Origin of the sequence: Lewinella sp., from assembly GCF_050633125.1 — a bacterium.
In the GTDB taxonomy this organism is placed as follows: domain Bacteria; phylum Bacteroidota; class Bacteroidia; order Chitinophagales; family Saprospiraceae; genus Lewinella.
In genome coordinates this window covers 1-19,316 of the sequence record NZ_JBOEFX010000032.1, presented here as the reverse complement: position 1 = coordinate 19,316, position 19,316 = coordinate 1, and the positions used below count along the sequence as shown (strand labels likewise).

Here is a 19,316-nt window from a genome sequence, read left to right as displayed (position 1 = left end):
AATTTCCCAACAAGCTCTTATAGTCTGGTGAAAAGATATTCAGCTCGATGTCTCCTAATGTAGATTTGTATGTTCTTGTGTATTGGTTTATATCTTGTAGCATCGCCGTATTATCTTGTTTAGGATGCAAATTAGCAGCGTTAATACGCAGTCTATTTGCGTATTAACGCATAGAGTTAAACCACGTAGTTTAGGTGTAATAAGGATACTTTTAGGGTTTCTTACCTATTGAAGTTGCTCCTGTTGTTTACGGCAAGGGGAAGTTTCAAAACTTGGCTTTTCTTACTTCATTAATCCAATATCTTCAGCCGGATATTCAGTAAATGTCAATTTGGGATCGCTTGTTCTAACTCCTGGATTCATATGTTATTTACAATAAACTTTACCCAATTTTTTTGACATCGTTTATTAATGGATGACATTTTTTAAACAGCACTTAATAGTTAAACAAGATCTCTAACTCTCTAAAACCCCGGCCTTTCCCCCACTGTCAGTCGTTCAATCTCCTCGGGGTCAACCGTGCGCAATTGCCCCACGTAGTAGTTGGGATACGACGAATGACGAACCATAAAGGAGTCTACTTGATTACGGAACAAAGCTGGATCATACTGCTGTGCATTGTAGATATAGTAAGTAGTAGTATCAAATTCATTGTACACCCTGGGGACGATCCGATTCATCGTTTTTTCGATATGGTACGAATTGGCAGGTTCCATGTGGGTTTCGTTAAAGACTTTGAGCTCGCGATCCTGCCAGCGTTTAGCAAAAGCGACGGATGAAACTTCCAGGTTTTGCCCACGTCCACCCATTGCTCGAGGCGGGAGTGCCAGTAAATCAAAACCAACTCTAAAGACAATAAACGCAGCGGCAAGAATAAAGAACTGAGAGGAGGGCTTTTTCCAGTAATAATAAAGCAAGCCTGCTAAAGGTAGAAAAGCACTGATGCCTTTTAGGTAAAGATTTGGGATGGCTTGGGTCTCTTTTACAAACAAAGTAGCCAAGGCTCCGCCCGCTAAAGCAAAAATGAAAACACCGCCCAGAATGTAAAACACTTTATCCCAGTTGTCGCGCTCGGCGGTAGCTGGCGGGATCATTTTCACCAGTAGGATAAAGCCCAATGGCAAGAGCATCAAAATATAGCGAGGATAAAAATTAGGCGAAAGCCAATAGATTGCCAGATTGACAAAAAGTGCATAAAGGCAAAACTTTAGGAAGAAATAGCCTTGTAAGCGTTCCCTGTTTTTCTTTTTTACCAATAAATATAAAAGCAAAGTCCACGGTAGAAAATGATAGAACAATTCTACCGGAAAATTAAGGACGTGCTTGATCGTGTCTCCCCAGCTGTAAGCAACAGCAGTACGCTTACCTGATTCTACAAACAGGGCCTGGAAAACATTCTCCAGACTATTATACTGATTGTAAGAAAGATAATAAACTGCTAATATTCCTACAGCTAAAAGCCCGCTGCCGATGTGCGAGATCGAGAATAACCGTTTCCATTCCTTTTTTAAAACGAGGTAAGTTATCAGCGTCAGTCCTTGAAAAACAATCGCAGGCAGCCCTTTCAGCATAAAGGCCACAACCATCAATAAATAGGAAAGCAAAAACATTCTGTTCCAGCGTTCGCGCTCTCCTTGATGATAGATGACCATAATAAGGCCAAAAGTTACCCAGGAAAAACAAATGTCGATCAAGCCCAAAAGCGATTCCCAGAAAAGAATACGACCGCAGGTAAGTAAAAGTAAGGCCACGAGAAAAGATCGCTCAAAACTCATGTGTCGGCGACAAACACGGTAGGCTGTAGCTGCAAACCCCAGTAGGCAGAGTACCATAGGCAGGCGCGCGGCCCACTCACTTGCTCCTCCATGCAGATAAAACGACAAGGCCAGTATCCAATTCCAAAGCGGCGGTTTGTTGTAGTAATAATCACCGTGTAAGGTGGGGGTAATATAGTTGCCACTCCAGAGCATCTCCAGGGCTACCACGGAGCGATTACCTTCATCGTCGATAAAAGGCTGTACGCCTAAATTAAGGAGGAATGCTACAGGGATGAGCAGTAGAATGGACCAGAATAGCCAGCGGGGTAGTTGCACTTCTTTCGTATCTTTGGATGTAAGAACAGCACAAAAATACAAGGAGTGACCAATTTGTTTTTTGCGCAATACTAGGTACAAAAGTACGGATTCAAGAGGAATCAATTTGTAACCGTATCATAGAGCAGACTAATTCATGCAGCAGCCATACATCTTCTTATCTAAAAATACATTGCAGCAGTGGATGCTTTTAGCCCTGTTGAGTGCAGGAGGGCTGGCCGTCGCTTGCGAGGCCTCGCCTACCGGAAGCGATCAAGCCGAGGCGATGGAGGCGAAGATCATGGAAGTGGTCCAATTGGATACTGTCGTTAAGCCACCACCGCCACCCGCTCCCGATACCTTTGACTATGATACAACTCAATGGCTGGAGTTGATCTACCTGGATAGCACTATTCAGCTGGATTTGCGCTACGCTACCGAAAATAATTTTGTTGGCCAAGTGATGTATGATTGCCCAAGGTGCTTCTTGCGGCCCGCAGCCGCACGAGCGACGATAGCTGCTCATCAAGAACTGAAAGCCGAAGGCCTGGGCCTAAAAATGTACGACTGCTACCGCCCGCGTGACGTGCAGTGGAAGCTTTGGGAAATTTTCCCTCAACCAGGCTATGTGGCCGATCCCCGCAAAGGGTCTATTCATAATCGAGGAGGAGCAGTAGACCTCACTATTGTTACCTTGGAGGGAGAGGAACTGGCGATGGGTACAGATTTTGACTTCTTCGGCCCGAAGGCCAATCATACCTATACCGATTTTCCGGAAGAGGTGCTCAATAATCGCATGAAATTAAAGACGCTGTTAGGGAAATATGGCTTTTCGCCTATTCGAAGTGAATGGTGGCATTACAATTTTAGAGAAGAAAAATATGAGCTGGCAGATGCGGAATGGAAATGCCCAGAGGAATAAGCGCTAGCTAATCACGTTCTGTCTTTTGAACCATTCCTAACGAGATACGTATACATTGCAGTCAAGCATTTGACTATCTTCGATAAATTTAGCAACTTGCGTCCTCTTTTAGCTAGAATACTAAGTGAGCGTATAAAAATAATGTATTAACCCCATGGCGGAGTATAAATCAGATGTAGAAGCGGTAGACGCCCTTGCCCGCGCTTACCAAGCGTTGAAAACCGAAATAGGTAAAGTAATTGTAGGGCAAGACGAAGTGGTGAAAACTGTAATTATTTCCCTCTTCAGTAATGGCCACAGTTTATTGGTAGGTGTACCAGGTTTAGCAAAAACCTTGTTGGTAAGTACCATCGCCGAAGTACTTGACCTCGATTTCAAGCGTATCCAGTTTACGCCGGATTTAATGCCGAGTGATATTACTGGTTCGGAAATTCTGGATGAAGACCGCCACTTTAAGTTTAATAAAGGGCCGTTGTTCTCGAATATCGTCCTTGCTGATGAGATCAACCGTACGCCACCTAAAACACAGGCGGCCTTATTGGAGGCCATGCAGGAACGTTCGGTTACTGTCGCAGGGGTGCGTCATCCATTACCAGCACCGTTTTTTGTACTGGCTACGCAGAACCCTATTGAACAAGAGGGTACTTATCCACTGCCAGAAGCGCAGTTAGACCGTTTTATGTTCAATATTCCGCTTACCTACCCTTCTTATGAAGAAGAAATTGCAGTAGTGAAAGCAACGACGGGCAAGAAGGTTACAGAGCTGAAGCATATCCTGAGTGCGCTTCAGATCATGGAGTTTCAGCAATTGGTACGAAAGATCCCTATTGCCGATAACGTATTAGAATACGCCGTAAGTTTGGCATCAAAGACCCGCCCAGGTACAGATCGTGCAACAGCGGAGGTTAATAACTACATCAGCTGGGGGGCCGGCCCACGTGCTTCTCAATATTTGGTTTTAGGTGCTAAGTGTCATGCCGCTATCAGTGGCAAGTACTCGCCAGACAAGTCGGATGTACAGGCCATTGCCAACTACGTGTTGCGCCACCGTATCGTACGCAATTACAAGGCAGAAGCAGAAGGTGTCACCGAGGAAGATGTGATCACACATTTGCTATAAATAAAGTACTTGTTGTACTACAAAGAGACAAGTGAAATAGCCTGCTAGTGGATAGTTTTACCATTGGCAGGCTATTAATTTGACGATGTTGGTCAAGTGGATGCCCAATAAACTAACCCGGTGCTTTCGACCGGGTTTTTTTAATTTAGGTATATCTTTACCAAACAAGCTCTAAAGAAAGTAGTACGCCAAAAGTGGCGTTTCTTTCATCTATCCAGTTATCAAAGATTAACAACGAACATGCAAAGAATAAATAAGCCTAGAGCCGACCATTTTATCGGACAAGTAGTCTCCTATGTACTTGTCTTTAGCTTCCTCGTATTGAATATTTTTTCTTGCGCCCCTGAGGCTGTTCAGAAAAGCTTCGAGGCGGATAAAATTGCTTTTGGTAAAATTAATCGTATCAACGTGCTGTGTGACCAGGACGTTTGGGATGGCCCGCTTGGAGACAGTATCCGGTATTATTACGGTGCAGCCTACCCTATTTTACCACAGCCTGAACCCATCTTCGATCTTCGGCATATTACACTGGAAGATTTGCGTAAGGATCCGCTGCGGAAAGAATTGCGGACTTACATCATTGTTGGTGACCTAGCCGACCAGGACTCTGAAACTTCTGCCTTGATTCGCAGGGATGTAGGCACGGAGAAAATCAGCTCTACGACTGCCGAGAATGGCTATGGCAATTCTGTAGCCCGCAACAAATGGGCGAAAGGGCAAACCATTGTATACCTGTACGGTAATTCAGCTGACAAGCTGGTCGATAATATTACTAATAGCTTTTCTGCAGTAGCTAAACGCTTGCATCAAGCTGATGAGAAAATTATCGATGCTACGGCTTTCTTCAATGGTGAAAATGTAGGCTTGGCCAGCGAAATCAGTGCCCTTATGGGGGTGAAAATGCGTATACCAGAGGAGTTTAAACCCGCAATGAAAGAAAGTGATATCGTTTGGCTACGCCGGGAAACTTCTGAGGCTAGCAGTAATATTATCCTACAGAAAGTTCCCTACACCGATCAATCGCAGTTGTCTAGAGAAGGAATAAAAGCCATCCGCGATGAGATGGGCAAGGCCTACGTGTCTTCTACCCTACCTGATACCTACATGCGGATCAATGACGTGGACCTCCCATTAATCGTAGAAACCACGAGAGTGAATGGTGATTACGCACTGGAAGCCCGAGGTATTTGGGATATCGTTAATGACTTTATGGGTGGAGCATTTGTGAGCTACCTCATCTACGACCCCAACAAGGAAGAACTGCTCTTTATGGATGCCTTCGTGCATGCTCCCGGAAAAGAAAAAAGAGACTTGATGCAGCAGTTAGATTACATTCTTAATACTGCGCAGTATTAACTGTTTGTCAGGTTGAGCTTGCTGGGTTTAAAAGGGAGCTTCGCGTTTGGCTAAAAATGTTCACTTGCGCTCACGACAGTGCTCTCTAGCGTTCGCGGTGGTGTTCGCTAAAGCTCGCGCATAACGCGGCTATCGCCGACGTAGTCGGTACCACCGCAAGTGCAGCGCAGCACAACCTAATCATGAGTGGAAAACGGACAAAAAGCAACTCGTCAATAAAAGCTCTAGGCTTAATCTTCACAATTATTACAAGTGCCCTCCAGGACCAAGTGGGTTTGCTGAACCTTAAAACCTCTAGGTACCTGGATGGTGCTTGTTGTAATACTATCCAAGCAGATGGTCTTACCACAGTCATTACAATGAAAATGCGCATGCTCGTCGTGGTGCTTATGCTCGGTACAAGCATCGTTACAAAGTGCATATTTGGTAGCGTTGCCGCTATCTACCACCTGGTGGATAAGCCCCTTGTCTTCAAAAGCTTTTAATGTTCGATACAGTGTTATCCGGTCAGCATCAGGCAGGCGACGCTCCAATTCCGGATGGGTAATGGCCTGCTTTCCCGCTTCCAGAAAAATCTTCAGCACCTCCCCTCGCATAGCTGTCTTGCGCAGTTCGTGTCGTTGTAGTAATTCAACAATTGTTTGATTCATTTTACAAAGATAACCAAAGCCGAAAAAATAAATTTATGCCTCTTACTTACTTTCATAAAACCTTTTAAGTTGCAATATTGTTGCATTTGTCTATCTTTGTGAATAATCTAACAGGTTAGGCTTAATTATGCGACTAATTCGTTCTTATTTAGATATCATGGGCTTCTCTGCCTCTTTTCTCTGTGCAATACATTGTTTGCTCATGCCTTTGATATTGTCTTTTGGTTTGGTAGGCGGCCTCAGCTGGCTAGAAAGCCCGCTGGTAGAGTGGACTTTTATTCTTAGTACACTGATCCTCGCAAGTTGGTCTTTACTCGGGTCATTGCCTCATCACCACAATAAGCGCCCTTTGATTATTGCCGCTATCGGATTCATCATTATCCTCGGTGTTCATTTCTTAGAGCATGTTGTTGGCCACTTCGTTTCCGCTATTGGTGGGGTACTGATTGCCTATGCCCACTATGTCAACTGGCGCTTGCTTCACAACCATAACCAAGCTCCTACTTCGTCTTCTACTTATGAATTGATTCACGAGTAACAATACAAAATAGTTGTTTTACTTTTTGGGCCATGCCTTCGTTCCTCGGCATCGGGCCATCCGTTCTTACCTTCGGTACCACTGCTGTCCCTTGTCCTTAGTCCCTACCGGGCCTCGCACTCCAGGCGCTGCCTTGCGTGCTAATCTTCCAATTCCTCTTTTACGGTCGGTAAAATTAGGTTCACCCAACGCGCATACTGTGCACCAGAGGGGTGAAGGCCGTCATTAGCAACCAACGAAGGTATGCTTAAGCCCTCTCTTGAGATCGGCGTGATATCAAAGTACCGCACACCATAAGTTTCCGCAATAGTTTTGTTGGCCGCGTTGTAAGCGTCAATACCTTCACTGATCGTAGGATTACCATTCCCAAAAGGGGTAAAGGCATAATCAGGGATCGAAATCACGAAAACCCTCGTCAAATCACCTGCCGCAAATTCTATGGCCTGCTCCAGCAATGACCGAAACTCTTCCTCGTAAGGTCCAATAGGCCGGTTCCTGTATTGGTTGTTTACGCCAATCAGCAGTGTGACCAGCTCATACGTGGTTTGGAGATCATCACGCGCTGCAATACCATCGGCCAATTCATCTGTCGTCCAACCTGTACGGGCAACAATATCCACCGGAGAGAGCTCAATGCCAAATGGCGCCAAACTATCAGCCAGCTGATTGGGGTAACGCTCCCTTTCCGCTACAGATTCTCCAATTGTGTAAGAATCCCCCAGTGCCAGGTAACTGATCGGTGTAGTTGCTCCGGGCAGCGGCGGAAAAGGGCCCTGCGGTTTAGCTACCTCATTGGTGTTACAAGTTCCGATTAGTATAGTGACAACAAGGAGGAAGAGATATCGCATGGTAATGAATTGGTTATACATTTAAAGCTAAAATCAAGAGGATTGTTTACAATGCCTCATTGTAAAAATGTATTCCTATGTATTCTTCCTCTGGAAGTATCTCGTGAATGAAAGTCAATGCAAACGATATCACCTTTCTTGAATTCTTTTCCTTGGTAAGCAATCATGTGCTCTGATATAGTGGCGTGCATGATTAAGTCTGGTTCAACCAGAACGTTGAAATTGTACCTGTCAATTATCTCTATGATCTTTCCTTCTTTTCTTAGGAGCATGATGCCGCTTTTATTTCTGAAAACAATGATCCCTTTTCTAAAAAAATGCAAGTTAGTCTCAATACTAACTTGCATCTTGGGCCGCTTGACTTTAGTCCGCCGTAATTTCCTTTGCGTTAAAAGAGCGGACTAAAGCCAAGCTAAACCTGTTCTGTTCGTCGTAGCTTGCAGCTAGGTCGCTGATTACGTCGTCTAATCATTCGTTTCCACCTCCACCGAAGCGAAACTGCCAAAAATATTAGAGGCCACCCCAATCCTGATACCCCAATCCTGGTACTTGCCATCCTGGAAGCCAACAATAGCTTCTACCCGCAAGAAGCGCAAGATGTTGTCGATACTGTAACCGACTTCGGTATAGTGATTGCTTTCAGGAGTGTTGAGGTAATTGACGAAAAAGTTTTCTCTAGCTCCCGTCATTTGTACTTCCCATATCTGTGTCAACAAAAAACGGCGAAACTGGTAGTGCGCATGAGCGGCCAGCCATCGATCACTGGTGCTGTAGGTGTAGTAAGGCAATAAGCGAAACGCTCCCACAGGATCAGCAGTTGTGAAAATCATCTGGTTGCCTGCAAAGTGCTGGTAATCGGCCAGACCTACGTAGTCGTTGTTTACATAGAGGCCCATGTCTAGCTTGAGGTCAATTTTACCACGAGCGCCGGGGCGGATCGTATGCCGGTAGATAAGCCCTACTCTTTGGTAGTCGGTAATACTCTCGTTGAGGTCGGGAACACCTTGGCGGTAGTTGAGTGTAAAGCTAGGCGAGGAACCCTCTACCGCGGAACGGTTGCCATTTCTAATGCTGTATTTTTGCCAAGGGTTGAGGGTGAATGACAGATCAAGTGTCGCAGCCTTCTCTGTCTGAGGTACCAAGATTGGAGCTTCTAAAATCAAAGGCACATTGTCAGCGTACACCCTACTTTCAGCGTTAATCCACGTTTGATTGGTCGTATTCTGTAGTGTGCGGCGATCAGCCCATTCTACTTGAACACTGGCTTTGGCTGTTTCTCTCCAGTTCTTCCGCCAGTTGGCACCCACGAATTTTTTCTCGTAAATGTTTACGTAATTACGCTCCCCTAATAGCGCGTAAAAAGTATTGAACAACTGGCTCACCGGCCGAGGCTCATTGTATTGGGAGACCATACGGCCACCACTGATCCGTAGTAAATTGCGACTGTGGTCTGGCCCAAAGCGGTAATCAGCATCACTATCCCAGGTCAGACGGTCCCATGAAAAGCCATAACGTGGTGTTAGTGCCAATTGAAAGCGGTTGTTTTCACCACGCTGGGTATAACGTAGCCGAGTTTCTAGCCAATAACCTTCTACGGGGTTGAATCCGGCATTGTGTAGGCCATCATAGTGGACGAGTTTACCTTCGCCAAGTTTAAGGTTGGTACCACTGATGATATTGAAAATCGGAAATTTGTTTTTCTTCTTACCGGCGTTCTTAACGCCATCAGCGGCCTCTTCTTCGGCAACCTTTGCAGCAACGGTTAGCGAATCTTGCACCTCGTAGCCACGTACTTCTGCCTTGGTAAGCGGAATAGGGCGAATAACGGCCCAATAACTGGAATCACGCTTGGTGGCGAGGGAATCAATTTCTTGAGAATAATTGGAGATAACTTCGGGTGCTTCCTGCTCTTGTTGTTCTTCTTTTTCGTACTCTCGCATCATTCGGCGAAGGTCCTTTCTACTCAGTTCTTCACCGCTGTTTAGCTTTTCATCGATGCTGGCCAGATCCTGCCTTTCTTTCTGGCGAGCTTCTGCCGTGCGAGCGAGGTCTTTTTCAATTTTTTCGTCAATCACCTGGAAATCTACATCCAAATCAGGATTGATCCTCACTTTATAATCACTTACAGAAGCTAGGTAGCGGTAATCAAATCCAAAACCGAAAATTTTGCCAGTCACTAAAAACTTATGGCTCACCGGTAGCCATACACTCTCCTCCACGGGGGCGTATACTTGTTTGATATCAAAGCGAATACCTAGTTTGTAAACTTCAAGTTCCAAGCTGTGGATGCCCCATAAATCTTCAATAATATAGATGTAACCCGAGAAAACATTGTCGCCACGGCTACGAGGAGTGACCTTTATTTTATTGACATTGAAGCCACGATCATTGAAATAACCAGCGAGTTCAAATTTGTAATAACCAAAAGCTTTGGTAGAAAGCGGAGATATGGCCTGGGCAACATCTGGCTCATAAAAACTACCGTAGATATAACCGTTGGGGCTGGAGCCATTATCTTCTCCCTGGGTATTGATAGATATTACTTTTTCCCGAAAGGTATTGGGTCGCTCGTACTCGATAAGGGAAACGGATTCTGATGTAAAAGCTGTCGTTGAGTCGGCTTTTACGCCTTCTTTTTCTAGCATTCGCCGCGCTATGCCGGGGGTGTTAAGCAATCGGCCAGAGCCTTTGATGTAAACCCGAGCTTCGTAATAATCCACCTGCTGGCGATGGAAGTCTGCTTTGGCAATGGCTTTTCGCATGACGGTATAGGCAGGGTCTTCGCCTCCATCAATAATCTCTACCGCATCCAACTCGAAAGTTTGAGCAACCAGCTGAATATTTAGCTCTTTCATATTTTGCCCAATACTCACGCGTTGCACCTGCGTTTCGTGTCCTAAGTGCTGAAATACTACGCGATAATCACCAGGAAGCATTCGGAATTCATAATATCCTTCGATGTTGGTGACGGTGCCAGAACCGAGTTCGTCAATGTAAATCGTGGCAAACTCAAGCGGTTCGCCAGCCGCGTTACGGATAAATCCTTTGATGCCGCCCGCCGCATAAAGGCCGGTAGCCATGAGGAGAAAGAAGAGACAAGAAGTAAATGTACGCATAGGTTTATAGTGTATTTTGATCACTGCGTACCAATATCGTACCTTTATTTACTTGGAAACAATAAATCTGGACGGGTTAAGGATTATTTAAGACAAAAGAGGAGGATTAGGGGTGGTTTAATATTTTATATCCAACCTTCCATCAGAGATAACTTTAGAATCTGATTTATCCTCCAAAGACACCGTAACATCGAATTTGGCGAAAAATGCACGTTTTAGGGTAGAACAACAACCTTTTTCTGACGTCGTTTCACAACTCCCACCAAAACAGTGCTGTTTACCATCTGGATTGAGGGTGGTTTTTTTATATTGGAGCTCTTGAGCTATCAAAAACAAAGCATTATGTTCGGTAAAAGACGCATGTTTAAAGTGCCCGTGCACCAGAAGTTTGATTACAAACCGATGTATTACGATCCGAAGAAGGAGGAGTTGGAAGAGCGGATCAAAGGCTTGAAAGAGTTGCAAAAAGACGATGTCGAAGGTGCTAAGGCACGAATTGCCAGTGGGATGCGTAGCAGCTATTTAGCCGACCAGGAGTATCGCAAACGGCAAGTGTTGCGCTCTAATCTAGTCTTGGTAGGCGTAGTAATTATGTTGATTGTCTTGGGCTACCTTCTTTTAAATGTATATTTGCCTGACTTGAACAAATTTATTCAGTAAGCTTTTTTGCGCAATACGTAGTTATTCAATGTCAGACATTATCCAGCTCTTGCCAGATGCTATTGCCAGTCAGATTGCGGCTGGAGAGGTTATTCAACGTCCTGCTTCGGTCGTCAAGGAATTAATGGAAAACTCCATCGATGCAGGTGCCGATCATATTCAGTTGATCATTAGGGAGAGCGGTAAGAATCTGATTCAGGTCATTGATAATGGCTGTGGCATGTCGGAAACCGATGCACGTATGTGTTTTGAGCGGCACGCTACAAGTAAGCTGCGGATTGCAGACGACCTTACCCATATCCGCACAATGGGCTTCCGTGGTGAGGCTATGGCTACTATCGCGGCCATTGCCCAGGTAGAATTAAAAACCCGCCGTTATTCAGATGAACTGGGGGTGCGTGTTATAATGGAGGGTTCTACGTTGAAATCACAAGAGCCCTGTCAAACAGCATCGGGGACTTCAATAGCCGTCAAAAACTTATTTTTCAATGTCCCTGCTCGGCGTAATTTCCTGAAGTCGAATTCCGTGGAGATGCGGCATATTCTTGATGAATTTCAGCGGGTGGCCTTGGCACATCCTGATATATTTTTCAGCCTGCACCACAATGATTCGGAAACCTACCACCTGCCTGTTGGTAATCTTCGGCAGCGGATTGTCGGTATTTTTGGAAACAATTACAATCAGCGTTTAGTACCGGCTTCAGAAGAGACAGATATTCTGCAATTGTCTGGTTTTGTTGGAAAACCTGAATTTGCTAAAAAATCAAGAGGAGATCAGTTTTTCTTTGTTAATAGGCGATACATCAAAAGTGGTTACCTGCACCATGCAGTCATGTCGGCCTACGAGGAGCTGTTGCCACAGGGGGTCCATCCTTTCTACGTTTTATTCCTCAATATGGACCCTGCACGTATTGATGTGAATGTACATCCTACAAAGCAGGAGATTAAATTTGATGACGAAAAACTGGTTTATAACTACCTCAAAGTTGCAGTTCGCCATGCTTTGGGGCAATACAGTGTGACCCCCACGCTTGACTTTGAGCAAGGAGGCAGTTTCTCGTCCGCACGTATGAGCCCTCCTCCTCGGGTGGAGCAATTTAATACCATAGAGTCTAGTGCTACAGCAAAACCAGGTACAGGGGCTTCGCGAAGTAGCAGTGGCTCATCATCTGGTACTTCCGATAGTAATTTTCGAAGAGATAAAAACAACCTGGAAAACTGGCAAAAGCTTTACGAAAACCTCGGTGAGGGAGAGGACGCAGCTCCTGCTTTTCCTGAAACAGACGCGGGAGATGGAATGATTACCATCGAAAGCAAAATGTCGCAAGACCTTCCCCTTGGCCCCAATGCAGAGCAAGGATATCGAGAGGATAAGAACCCCTACCAGTTGCATCATCGCTACATTGTCAACTCCATCAAGTCGGGTTTTGTCTTGATTGACCAACAGGCGGCACACGAGCGTATCCTGTACGAACAATATTTGCAAGCACTAGAACAACAACAAGCCGTAAGCCAAGGGCAGCTTTTTGCTCAGACCATCGAACTGAGTCCGACCGATGCTGTTCTGCTTAGCGAGATGTTACCAGAATTAAGACTTTTGGGTTTTGATATCGAAGAATTTGGCCAGAATGCTTTTGTGATCAATGGTTTACCCACAGAAATAGCGGGAAAACAAAACGAAGTAGTCATTATTGATCAGCTGATTAGTCAATACCGAGAACAACTTGACCTGAAATTAGGAGCCAAAGAAACAATCGCCAGAGCCATGGCCCGCAGTGCGGCAATAAAGCGCGGCAAGCGTTTGGATGTTTCCGAAATGCAATTGATCATTAATCAGCTATTTGCGTGTTCAAACCCAATGCGTAGCCCTACAGGGCGCTCTTGTTACCTGACGTTTTCATTGGACGAGCTAGAGCAGAAGTTTGCCGAATAAGGCTGCTTGTTTTTGTGCTGTTCCTATATCTTAGTAGGATAGAGGAGTACGTTACGAAACAAAATACCTCTTGAGAAACTTAATAAGGGTACTCTTTATCATTTATTCACAGGATTAAAGTCTTATGCTGCAAATTACTGATGTCGTTAAAAACCTGTTGATAATCAATGCTATTTTCTTCTTGGCACAAATGCTTTTTGGAGAACACATGACGCAGCTTTTAGCTTTGCACCATCCAGAGTCACCATTGTTTCAACCCATACAAATAGCTACCCATTTTTTTATGCATGGTAATTTCATGCACTTGGCTTTCAATATGTTTGGGCTTATTATTCTGGGCCCTATTTTGGAACAAATATGGGGGCACAAACAATTTCTATTGTATTTCTTTGTTTGCGCAATTGGGGCTTCTGTTATTTATATGCTTCACCTCACTTGGAAAATTACCGCATTACAAGAGGCGATGTATGCATTCAAAGAAACATCTACATTAGTGGATTTTCAGCGATTCATTGATGCATTAGGGTTTGGCCCTGAACAAATCAATATGGATGTTATCAACCAGATGAGTCGTGGAATGACACCTGAGTATATAGGGCTGGCGAATGAATTTATCAATGAGTATTATTACAAGGTGTTAAATACGACTGTTCTTGGTGCATCGGGGGCTGTTTATGGATTACTTGCTGCAATAGGACTAATATTTCCTAACCATGATTTAAAAATTCTTTTTCTTCCAATAACGATAAAGGCAAAACACTTGGTTATGGGATTACTAGCTTATGGGTTATACCAGGGGCTTTTTCCTTCTTTTGGCGACAACACGGCTCACTTTGCTCACTTAGGAGGGGCAATTACAGGATTCTTCTTAATTTTGTACTGGCGAAAGTTTGGCAACGGATAAGAGAAGAAAGCACCGTTTATCTTTTAAGCAATGCAGAAAATAACGATTACAGTTTTTTTGTTAAAACTTACTGATTGTTATTTCGTTATCATAGTAGGTGACGAGCTAACTTTTCTGGCCTGACAGAAGAGAAGTCCTCTAGGTTACCAAGATGCTTCGCCGTCTTTTAATCATTTTCAACGTTCGTATAACGAGTAGACCAAAATCCGACATGTTTAGGTCCATCTGGGAAGATATAAAACGAGAATTCAGTTACGGCAATATGGTAACCCGCCTGGTTATCATCAATGCTGGTGTATTTGTTGTCATTAATTTGATTTGGGTTATCCTTCAAATTAGCAATGGTTACACCTCTTCACCTCTTTACAGAGAAATACTTTCGCTCTTTGCAATGTCTTCCAATTGGCTGGATGTCCTTGTCTACCCTTGGTCGATTATCACCAGCATGTTTCTTCATGAAGGGTTTTTCCATATCCTCTTCAATATGCTTATGCTCTATTGGTTTGGGCGAGTCATAGGGGATTTGGTAGGAGATCATCGAATCCTCCCTTTATATTTGCTTGCGGGCTTGGCGGGGAATTTAACCTATTTTATTTATGCGAATTGGATTCACCCCTCTCCTGGTATAGCTTACGGAGCAAGTGGTGCTGTTATGGGTATTGTGCTTGCCGCCGCCGTGCTTGCACCAGACAAGGAGATGCGATTAATCCTGCTTGGTGATGTGAAATTAAAATACATCGCTGTTGCACTTCTACTCATTGATGTTATTGGTATCGGTGGCCTGGATAATACCGGGGGGCATTTTGCTCATCTTGGCGGTGCTGCTTTTGGCTGGTTTTTTATTCGTCGATTACAGCAGGGGGATGATCTTTCTGCACCAGTTAATAACTTTATTCATAAAGTACGAGAGTTTTTTCGCGGATTGGGGCAAGACCGGAATAAAAAGAAAGAACGAGGCGGCCCAAGGGTAGCTTATCGCAACCCCAACAACAAAAAAGAACCAGCAACACGTAGCAGCCGCTTTACTCGTCGCAATACAGAAAAGAAAACTGGAGGAACGCCAGGAAATGGCCTTTCTCATGAAGAAAAAGTAGACGCTATTCTGGAGAAAATTAAAGAGAGTGGCTACGAAAAGTTAACAGAAGAAGAAAAAAAATACTTATTCAACGCCAGTAAGAAGTAGCTCTTGATCCGCTTATCCCACTTCATTCTAGTAATTGTCACCCTGGCATCTTACCTGCCTCGACTCATTAATCCAGATATTTTTTGGCCGATAGCATCTATGGGGTTGCTAGCACCTAGTCTTTGGGGGCTAACGTTTATTTTTGCAGTTTACTGGTTGTGGAAAAAAGACAATGCTGTTTGGCTTTCGGTGATAACCTTGTTGCTAGGGTGGGATATGCTGAGTAATGCTTTTGCTATTCCAGATGGAGAGGTTACAGTCGCCGCCGCAACAGTTAAGGTTGCATCCTTAAATGGACATGGTTTTCGAGAGCAGACCGATGTAGATGTTGCCGCTTTTTTTAAAACACTAGATGTAGACGTACTCCTTCTCCAGGAATTTAGAATAAGGGAAAAAGGCAATGCTTTAGCAAAGGAAATTCAAAAACAGGCGGAGTTTCCTCACGTTTACCGTGAAAAAGAAGCACAGTTGGCTGTTTTTAGCCGTTATCCATTACAGAATGGAGAAATACATTATTTTTCTAATCGTGTCAATGGATACCTTATGGTTGATGTGACAACAGAGGCCGGGACGTTTAAATTGATCAACGCTCACCTGCAAACGAATGGCATTTCAAACCTGGCGAACGAAGTGACACAAGACGGTAGCCTCCAAGAAAAGAAAACCTGGCAAAAAGTAAAAACCATGTTTGGGCGCTATGGCCGTTCCAATAAAGTACGGACCCAACAAGCCCGAAAAATTCTTGCTGCTAGTCAAAAAACAAGTCTACCTGTATTACTAGCAGGTGATTTTAATGATATTCCCACTTCTTATCTTTACGAACTTTTTCGGACGGAATTCGAGGATGCTCACTTGGCACAATCATGGGGGGTGGGAACAACTTACAAAGGCTTACTTCCAGGGCTACGCATTGACTATATCCTACCGGATGCAGGTTTTGCAATCTATGATTTTGACCGAATTCCCTGTTCTTTTTCTGATCATCAGGCAATCCGGGCAGAAATTAGCCTTCAAAAGCACTAATCCTTTTCAAAAAAGCGGTTTGAGCCAATTCTGTTGTTATTTTTGCGAAAATATTGAGAGAGGGGGACAAAATGGCCAGAAAATTGGTTAGTAATAAATATCTCCTTCTAAATAAGGAACAGCACCCAAAAAAGCTGAACACATGAGTCAGGATTTAATTGTTCATAACAGCCTGAAACGGCAAAAAGAAGTTTTTACCCCTCTGGAAAAGGGATACGTGGGTATGTATGTATGTGGACCAACCGTCTACAGCGATGTCCATTTGGGAAACTGCCGCACCTTTGTCAGCTTTGATGTGATCTACCGTTATTTATTGCATCTTGGTTACCGAGTACGCTATGTGCGTAATGTTACCGACGTGGGCCACCTTACAGGTGATAGCGATGACGGAGAAGATAAAATGTCGAAACGTGCCAAATTGGAGCAACTGGAGCCTATGGAAGTAGCCCAGAAATATACGATTGGTTTTCACGACATGATGCGTATTTTTAATACGCTTTCTCCTAGTATCGAACCTCGTGCTACAGGACATATTCCGGAACAAATCGAAATGGTACAGGCTATTTTGGACAATGGTTTTGCCTACGAAAGCAATGGGTCTGTTTATTTTGATACCCTTAAATTCGCTGAGGAAAAAGGTATTTACGGAGAACTATCTGGCCGCAAAATCGATGAGCTGTTGGTAGAATCTCGTGATGATTTGAAAAACCAGGACGAAAAACGCCACCCTGCAGATTTCGCCATCTGGATGAAAGCATCACCGGAGCATCTCATGCGTTGGAACAGCCCCTGGAGCGTAGGTTTCCCCGGTTGGCACCTCGAATGTTCTGCCATGAGCAGAAAATACCTCGGTGAACAATTCGATATTCACGGTGGTGGTAGTGACCTGAAATTTCCGCATCACGAAAACGAAGTAGCGCAAAACGTAGGAGCTTGTGATTGCACGGGCGCTCGCGTCTGGTTGCATACGAATATGCTGCTGATGAACGGCCGCAAGATGAGCAAAAGTGATGGCAATACGGTCACTCCTGATCAGTTGTTTACAGGTGATAGCCCGCACCTTTCTAAGGGTTACAGCCCGATGGCCATCCGCTTCTTTATGTTGCAAAGCCACTATAGTTCCACCTTGGATCTGACCGACGAAGCATTGCTGGCTGCCGAAAAAGGCTATAAGCGCTTATTGGAAGGCTATGATGTGTTAGGTAAACTGAGCGGAGCTAGCGGCACTGAAAGCGATGAGCTGGATAAGGAAATTAACGAACTCATTGACGGTGCTTTCGCCGAAATGAATGACGATTTCAATACGCCCAAAGCATTGGCTCGACTTTTTGAATTGGTGAGTAAGATCAACAGTTTTAAAGGAGGCCAGCTTTCACTAACTAATATTAGTGCTGCGACATTAGACCGCCTTCAAGCGAGTTTCCGCACCTTTATTTTTGACATACTGGGGCTGGTAGGTGAAGCATCTGTTGATACCGGTAACGGTGATGCCATGGAAAGTGCCATGCAACTCATCCTGGATATTCGCCAAGATGCACGAACGAACAAAGATTGGGGAACGTCAGATAAAATTCGCGATGCACTAAAGGCTGCCGGTATTGTTGTGAAAGATGGCAAAGACGGTGCTGAGTGGAGCATAGAATAAATTATTAGTACTTGGTACAATGTACTGAGTATTTTGTATCAAGTACTTCTTATGATTTACCTTGTTGCGGTGATTGGCGCCTTCGTGGCCGGAGCTATCAATACGTTGGCGGGTAATGGATCCGCTATTACACTCACTATTCTTACGGAAATGCTAGGGTTGCCAGGTAATGTTGCCAATGGCACTAACCGTGTAGGTATATTTACCCAAAGTGCGGCCGGGAGCTGGGCTTTTTATCGCAAAGATCGGCTCAATATTGGCAAAAGTGGCCTTTACATTGCACTAACAACTATTGGAGCCTTCATTGGTATTTACGTAGCATTAAAAGTCAGTAATGAGGCCTTTAAGGAAGTCTTTCGCTTTCTTTTGGTACTGATGTTATTCGTTATTCTGGTGAAACCTGCGCGTTGGTTGCGAGAAGACACCGACGCCAGGGAGTTGCCCTTGTGGATAAGTGTACCTGTATTTTTAGCCCTGGGCTTTTACGGTGGTTTCATCCAAATGGGGATGGGCGTTTTTTTTCTGGCTGCTATGGTGCTGGTGGCCCACTATAACCTCGTAGATAGCAATGCGGTAAAAGTGGCTGTGGTAGCTATATATACGCTGGTGGCCGTGCTTATCTTCGCCTGGCAAGGCCTCATTGATTGGAAGATTGGTGGCCTGATGGCTGTTGGGCAAACGGCTGGCGGTTACCTTACTGCCCGCTTTGCAGCGACAGATCCTCGCGCCGGGAAATGGGCTTATCGAATCTTGGTAGTGGTCGTCATTTGGGCCATCCTACGTATGTTTGGCGTGACAGCCTGGGCTTGGGAGTTGTTTGTTTGATTATATACGACCATGATCGCATATCTATGTGTCTATGTGAAAAAAGAAATCATGATTAATTTCTAAACACATATAGACAAAGAGAATTATCAGTCTCATGAAAACCTTACAATAAACCTATGTGACCATGTGGTAAAACTACCTTACCCCAATAACGTCACCTCCGTTTCTGTGATATGAATAGCCCGTAGATCACTAGCGCGCTCGTCAATATCTGCCGCCGCGTTTTCCAACCGAAGTACGCCGCGTGGGCATACTGCTGAACAAACACCACAACCAACACACGAAGAACGGACGATATCCTGACCACGCTGGGCGTAAGAACGCACGTCGATTCCCATTTCGCAATAAGTAGAACAATTACCGCAGGAAATACACTGTCCACCATTGGTGGTAATCCGGAAGCGTGATTTGATACGTTGTACCAAACCGAGGTAGGCCGCCAAAGGGCACCCAAAACGGCACCAAACGCGATTACCCATCAAGGGATAGAACCCGGTGCCTACTACGCCGGCAAAGAT

The 19,316-nt window shown here is 44.6% G+C and carries 16 protein-coding genes; 11 read left to right on the top strand and 5 right to left on the bottom strand.

Translation table 11 applies throughout. From position 1 onward, the window contains the following. Positions 1–464: 464 nt before the first annotated feature. Positions 465–2,093 carry an ArnT family glycosyltransferase gene (locus tag ACRBG0_RS09015; RefSeq protein WP_431486571.1) on the bottom strand — a complete coding sequence of 543 codons (1,629 nt, stop codon included), beginning with the start codon at positions 2,091–2,093 and terminating at the stop codon, positions 465–467. Positions 2,094–2,229: 136 nt separating this feature from the next. Here ACRBG0_RS09015 and ACRBG0_RS09010 point away from each other — a divergent pair, with 136 nt between their 5' ends. The 3 genes from ACRBG0_RS09010 (at position 2,230) to ACRBG0_RS09000 (ending at position 5,470) form a co-directional block, all read left to right on the top strand. Beyond that, a complete protein-coding gene (locus ACRBG0_RS09010) occupies positions 2,230–2,994 on the top strand; it encodes a M15 family metallopeptidase (RefSeq protein WP_431486570.1) in 765 nt (254 codons plus the stop codon). Between the two features lie 154 nt (positions 2,995–3,148). Next, positions 3,149–4,114: an AAA family ATPase gene (locus tag ACRBG0_RS09005; protein WP_431486569.1), complete on the top strand. Its 966-nt coding sequence runs from the start codon at positions 3,149–3,151 to the stop codon at positions 4,112–4,114. 240 nt (positions 4,115–4,354) lie between these two features. Then, the gene (locus ACRBG0_RS09000) at positions 4,355–5,470 is read left to right on the top strand and encodes a DUF4837 family protein (protein WP_431486568.1); all 1,116 of its coding nucleotides are present in this window, start codon (positions 4,355–4,357) and stop codon (positions 5,468–5,470) included. A gap of 230 nt (positions 5,471–5,700) precedes the next feature. Here the strand turns inward: ACRBG0_RS09000 and ACRBG0_RS08995 are convergent, their stop codons facing one another. Further along, on the bottom strand, positions 5,701–6,120 hold the full coding sequence (locus tag ACRBG0_RS08995; RefSeq protein ID WP_431486567.1) for a Fur family transcriptional regulator: 420 nt from the start codon (positions 6,118–6,120) through the stop codon (positions 5,701–5,703). Positions 6,121–6,247: 127 nt separating this feature from the next. On the opposite strand from ACRBG0_RS08995, the gene ACRBG0_RS08990 reads away from it, so the two are divergent. After that, the gene (locus tag ACRBG0_RS08990; protein WP_431486566.1) at positions 6,248–6,658 is read left to right on the top strand and encodes a MerC domain-containing protein; all 411 of its coding nucleotides are present in this window, start codon (positions 6,248–6,250) and stop codon (positions 6,656–6,658) included. Positions 6,659–6,798: 140 nt separating this feature from the next. Here the strand turns inward: ACRBG0_RS08990 and ACRBG0_RS08985 are convergent, their stop codons facing one another. Together ACRBG0_RS08985 and ACRBG0_RS08980 are read right to left on the bottom strand one after the other, a co-directional pair. Beyond that, a complete protein-coding gene (locus tag ACRBG0_RS08985; protein ID WP_431486565.1) occupies positions 6,799–7,506 on the bottom strand; it encodes an SGNH/GDSL hydrolase family protein in 708 nt (235 codons plus the stop codon). Between the two features lie 464 nt (positions 7,507–7,970). Continuing rightward, positions 7,971–10,622: a DUF5686 and carboxypeptidase regulatory-like domain-containing protein gene (locus ACRBG0_RS08980; RefSeq protein ID WP_431486564.1), complete on the bottom strand. Its 2,652-nt coding sequence runs from the start codon at positions 10,620–10,622 to the stop codon at positions 7,971–7,973. Positions 10,623–10,964: 342 nt separating this feature from the next. On the opposite strand from ACRBG0_RS08980, the gene ACRBG0_RS08975 reads away from it, so the two are divergent. The 7 genes from ACRBG0_RS08975 (at position 10,965) to ACRBG0_RS08945 (ending at position 18,795) form a co-directional block, all read left to right on the top strand. After that, positions 10,965–11,282: a hypothetical protein gene (locus ACRBG0_RS08975; RefSeq protein WP_431486563.1), complete on the top strand. Its 318-nt coding sequence runs from the start codon at positions 10,965–10,967 to the stop codon at positions 11,280–11,282. Between the two features lie 28 nt (positions 11,283–11,310). Next, positions 11,311–13,215 carry a DNA mismatch repair endonuclease MutL gene (gene mutL / locus ACRBG0_RS08970; RefSeq protein WP_431486562.1) on the top strand — a complete coding sequence of 635 codons (1,905 nt, stop codon included), beginning with the start codon at positions 11,311–11,313 and terminating at the stop codon, positions 13,213–13,215. Positions 13,216–13,405: 190 nt separating this feature from the next. Further along, positions 13,406–14,119: a rhomboid family intramembrane serine protease gene (locus ACRBG0_RS08965; protein WP_431486572.1), complete on the top strand. Its 714-nt coding sequence runs from the start codon at positions 13,406–13,408 to the stop codon at positions 14,117–14,119. A 211-nt stretch (positions 14,120–14,330) separates the two neighbouring features. Further along, positions 14,331–15,302 (top strand): rhomboid family intramembrane serine protease, encoded by a 972-nt coding sequence (locus ACRBG0_RS08960; RefSeq protein WP_431486561.1) that lies wholly within the window; start codon positions 14,331–14,333, stop codon positions 15,300–15,302. Between the two features lie 3 nt (positions 15,303–15,305). Next, positions 15,306–16,325 carry an endonuclease/exonuclease/phosphatase family protein gene (locus ACRBG0_RS08955; RefSeq protein WP_431486560.1) on the top strand — a complete coding sequence of 340 codons (1,020 nt, stop codon included), beginning with the start codon at positions 15,306–15,308 and terminating at the stop codon, positions 16,323–16,325. 142 nt (positions 16,326–16,467) lie between these two features. Beyond that, positions 16,468–17,970: a cysteine--tRNA ligase gene (cysS, locus tag ACRBG0_RS08950; RefSeq protein WP_431486559.1), complete on the top strand. Its 1,503-nt coding sequence runs from the start codon at positions 16,468–16,470 to the stop codon at positions 17,968–17,970. A 51-nt stretch (positions 17,971–18,021) separates the two neighbouring features. Continuing rightward, positions 18,022–18,795 (top strand): sulfite exporter TauE/SafE family protein, encoded by a 774-nt coding sequence (locus ACRBG0_RS08945; protein WP_431486558.1) that lies wholly within the window; start codon positions 18,022–18,024, stop codon positions 18,793–18,795. A 143-nt stretch (positions 18,796–18,938) separates the two neighbouring features. Here the strand turns inward: ACRBG0_RS08945 and ACRBG0_RS08940 are convergent. Beyond that, a partial coding sequence (locus ACRBG0_RS08940) for a 4Fe-4S binding protein (protein ID WP_431486557.1) occupies positions 18,939–19,316 on the bottom strand: 378 nt, incomplete at its 5' end.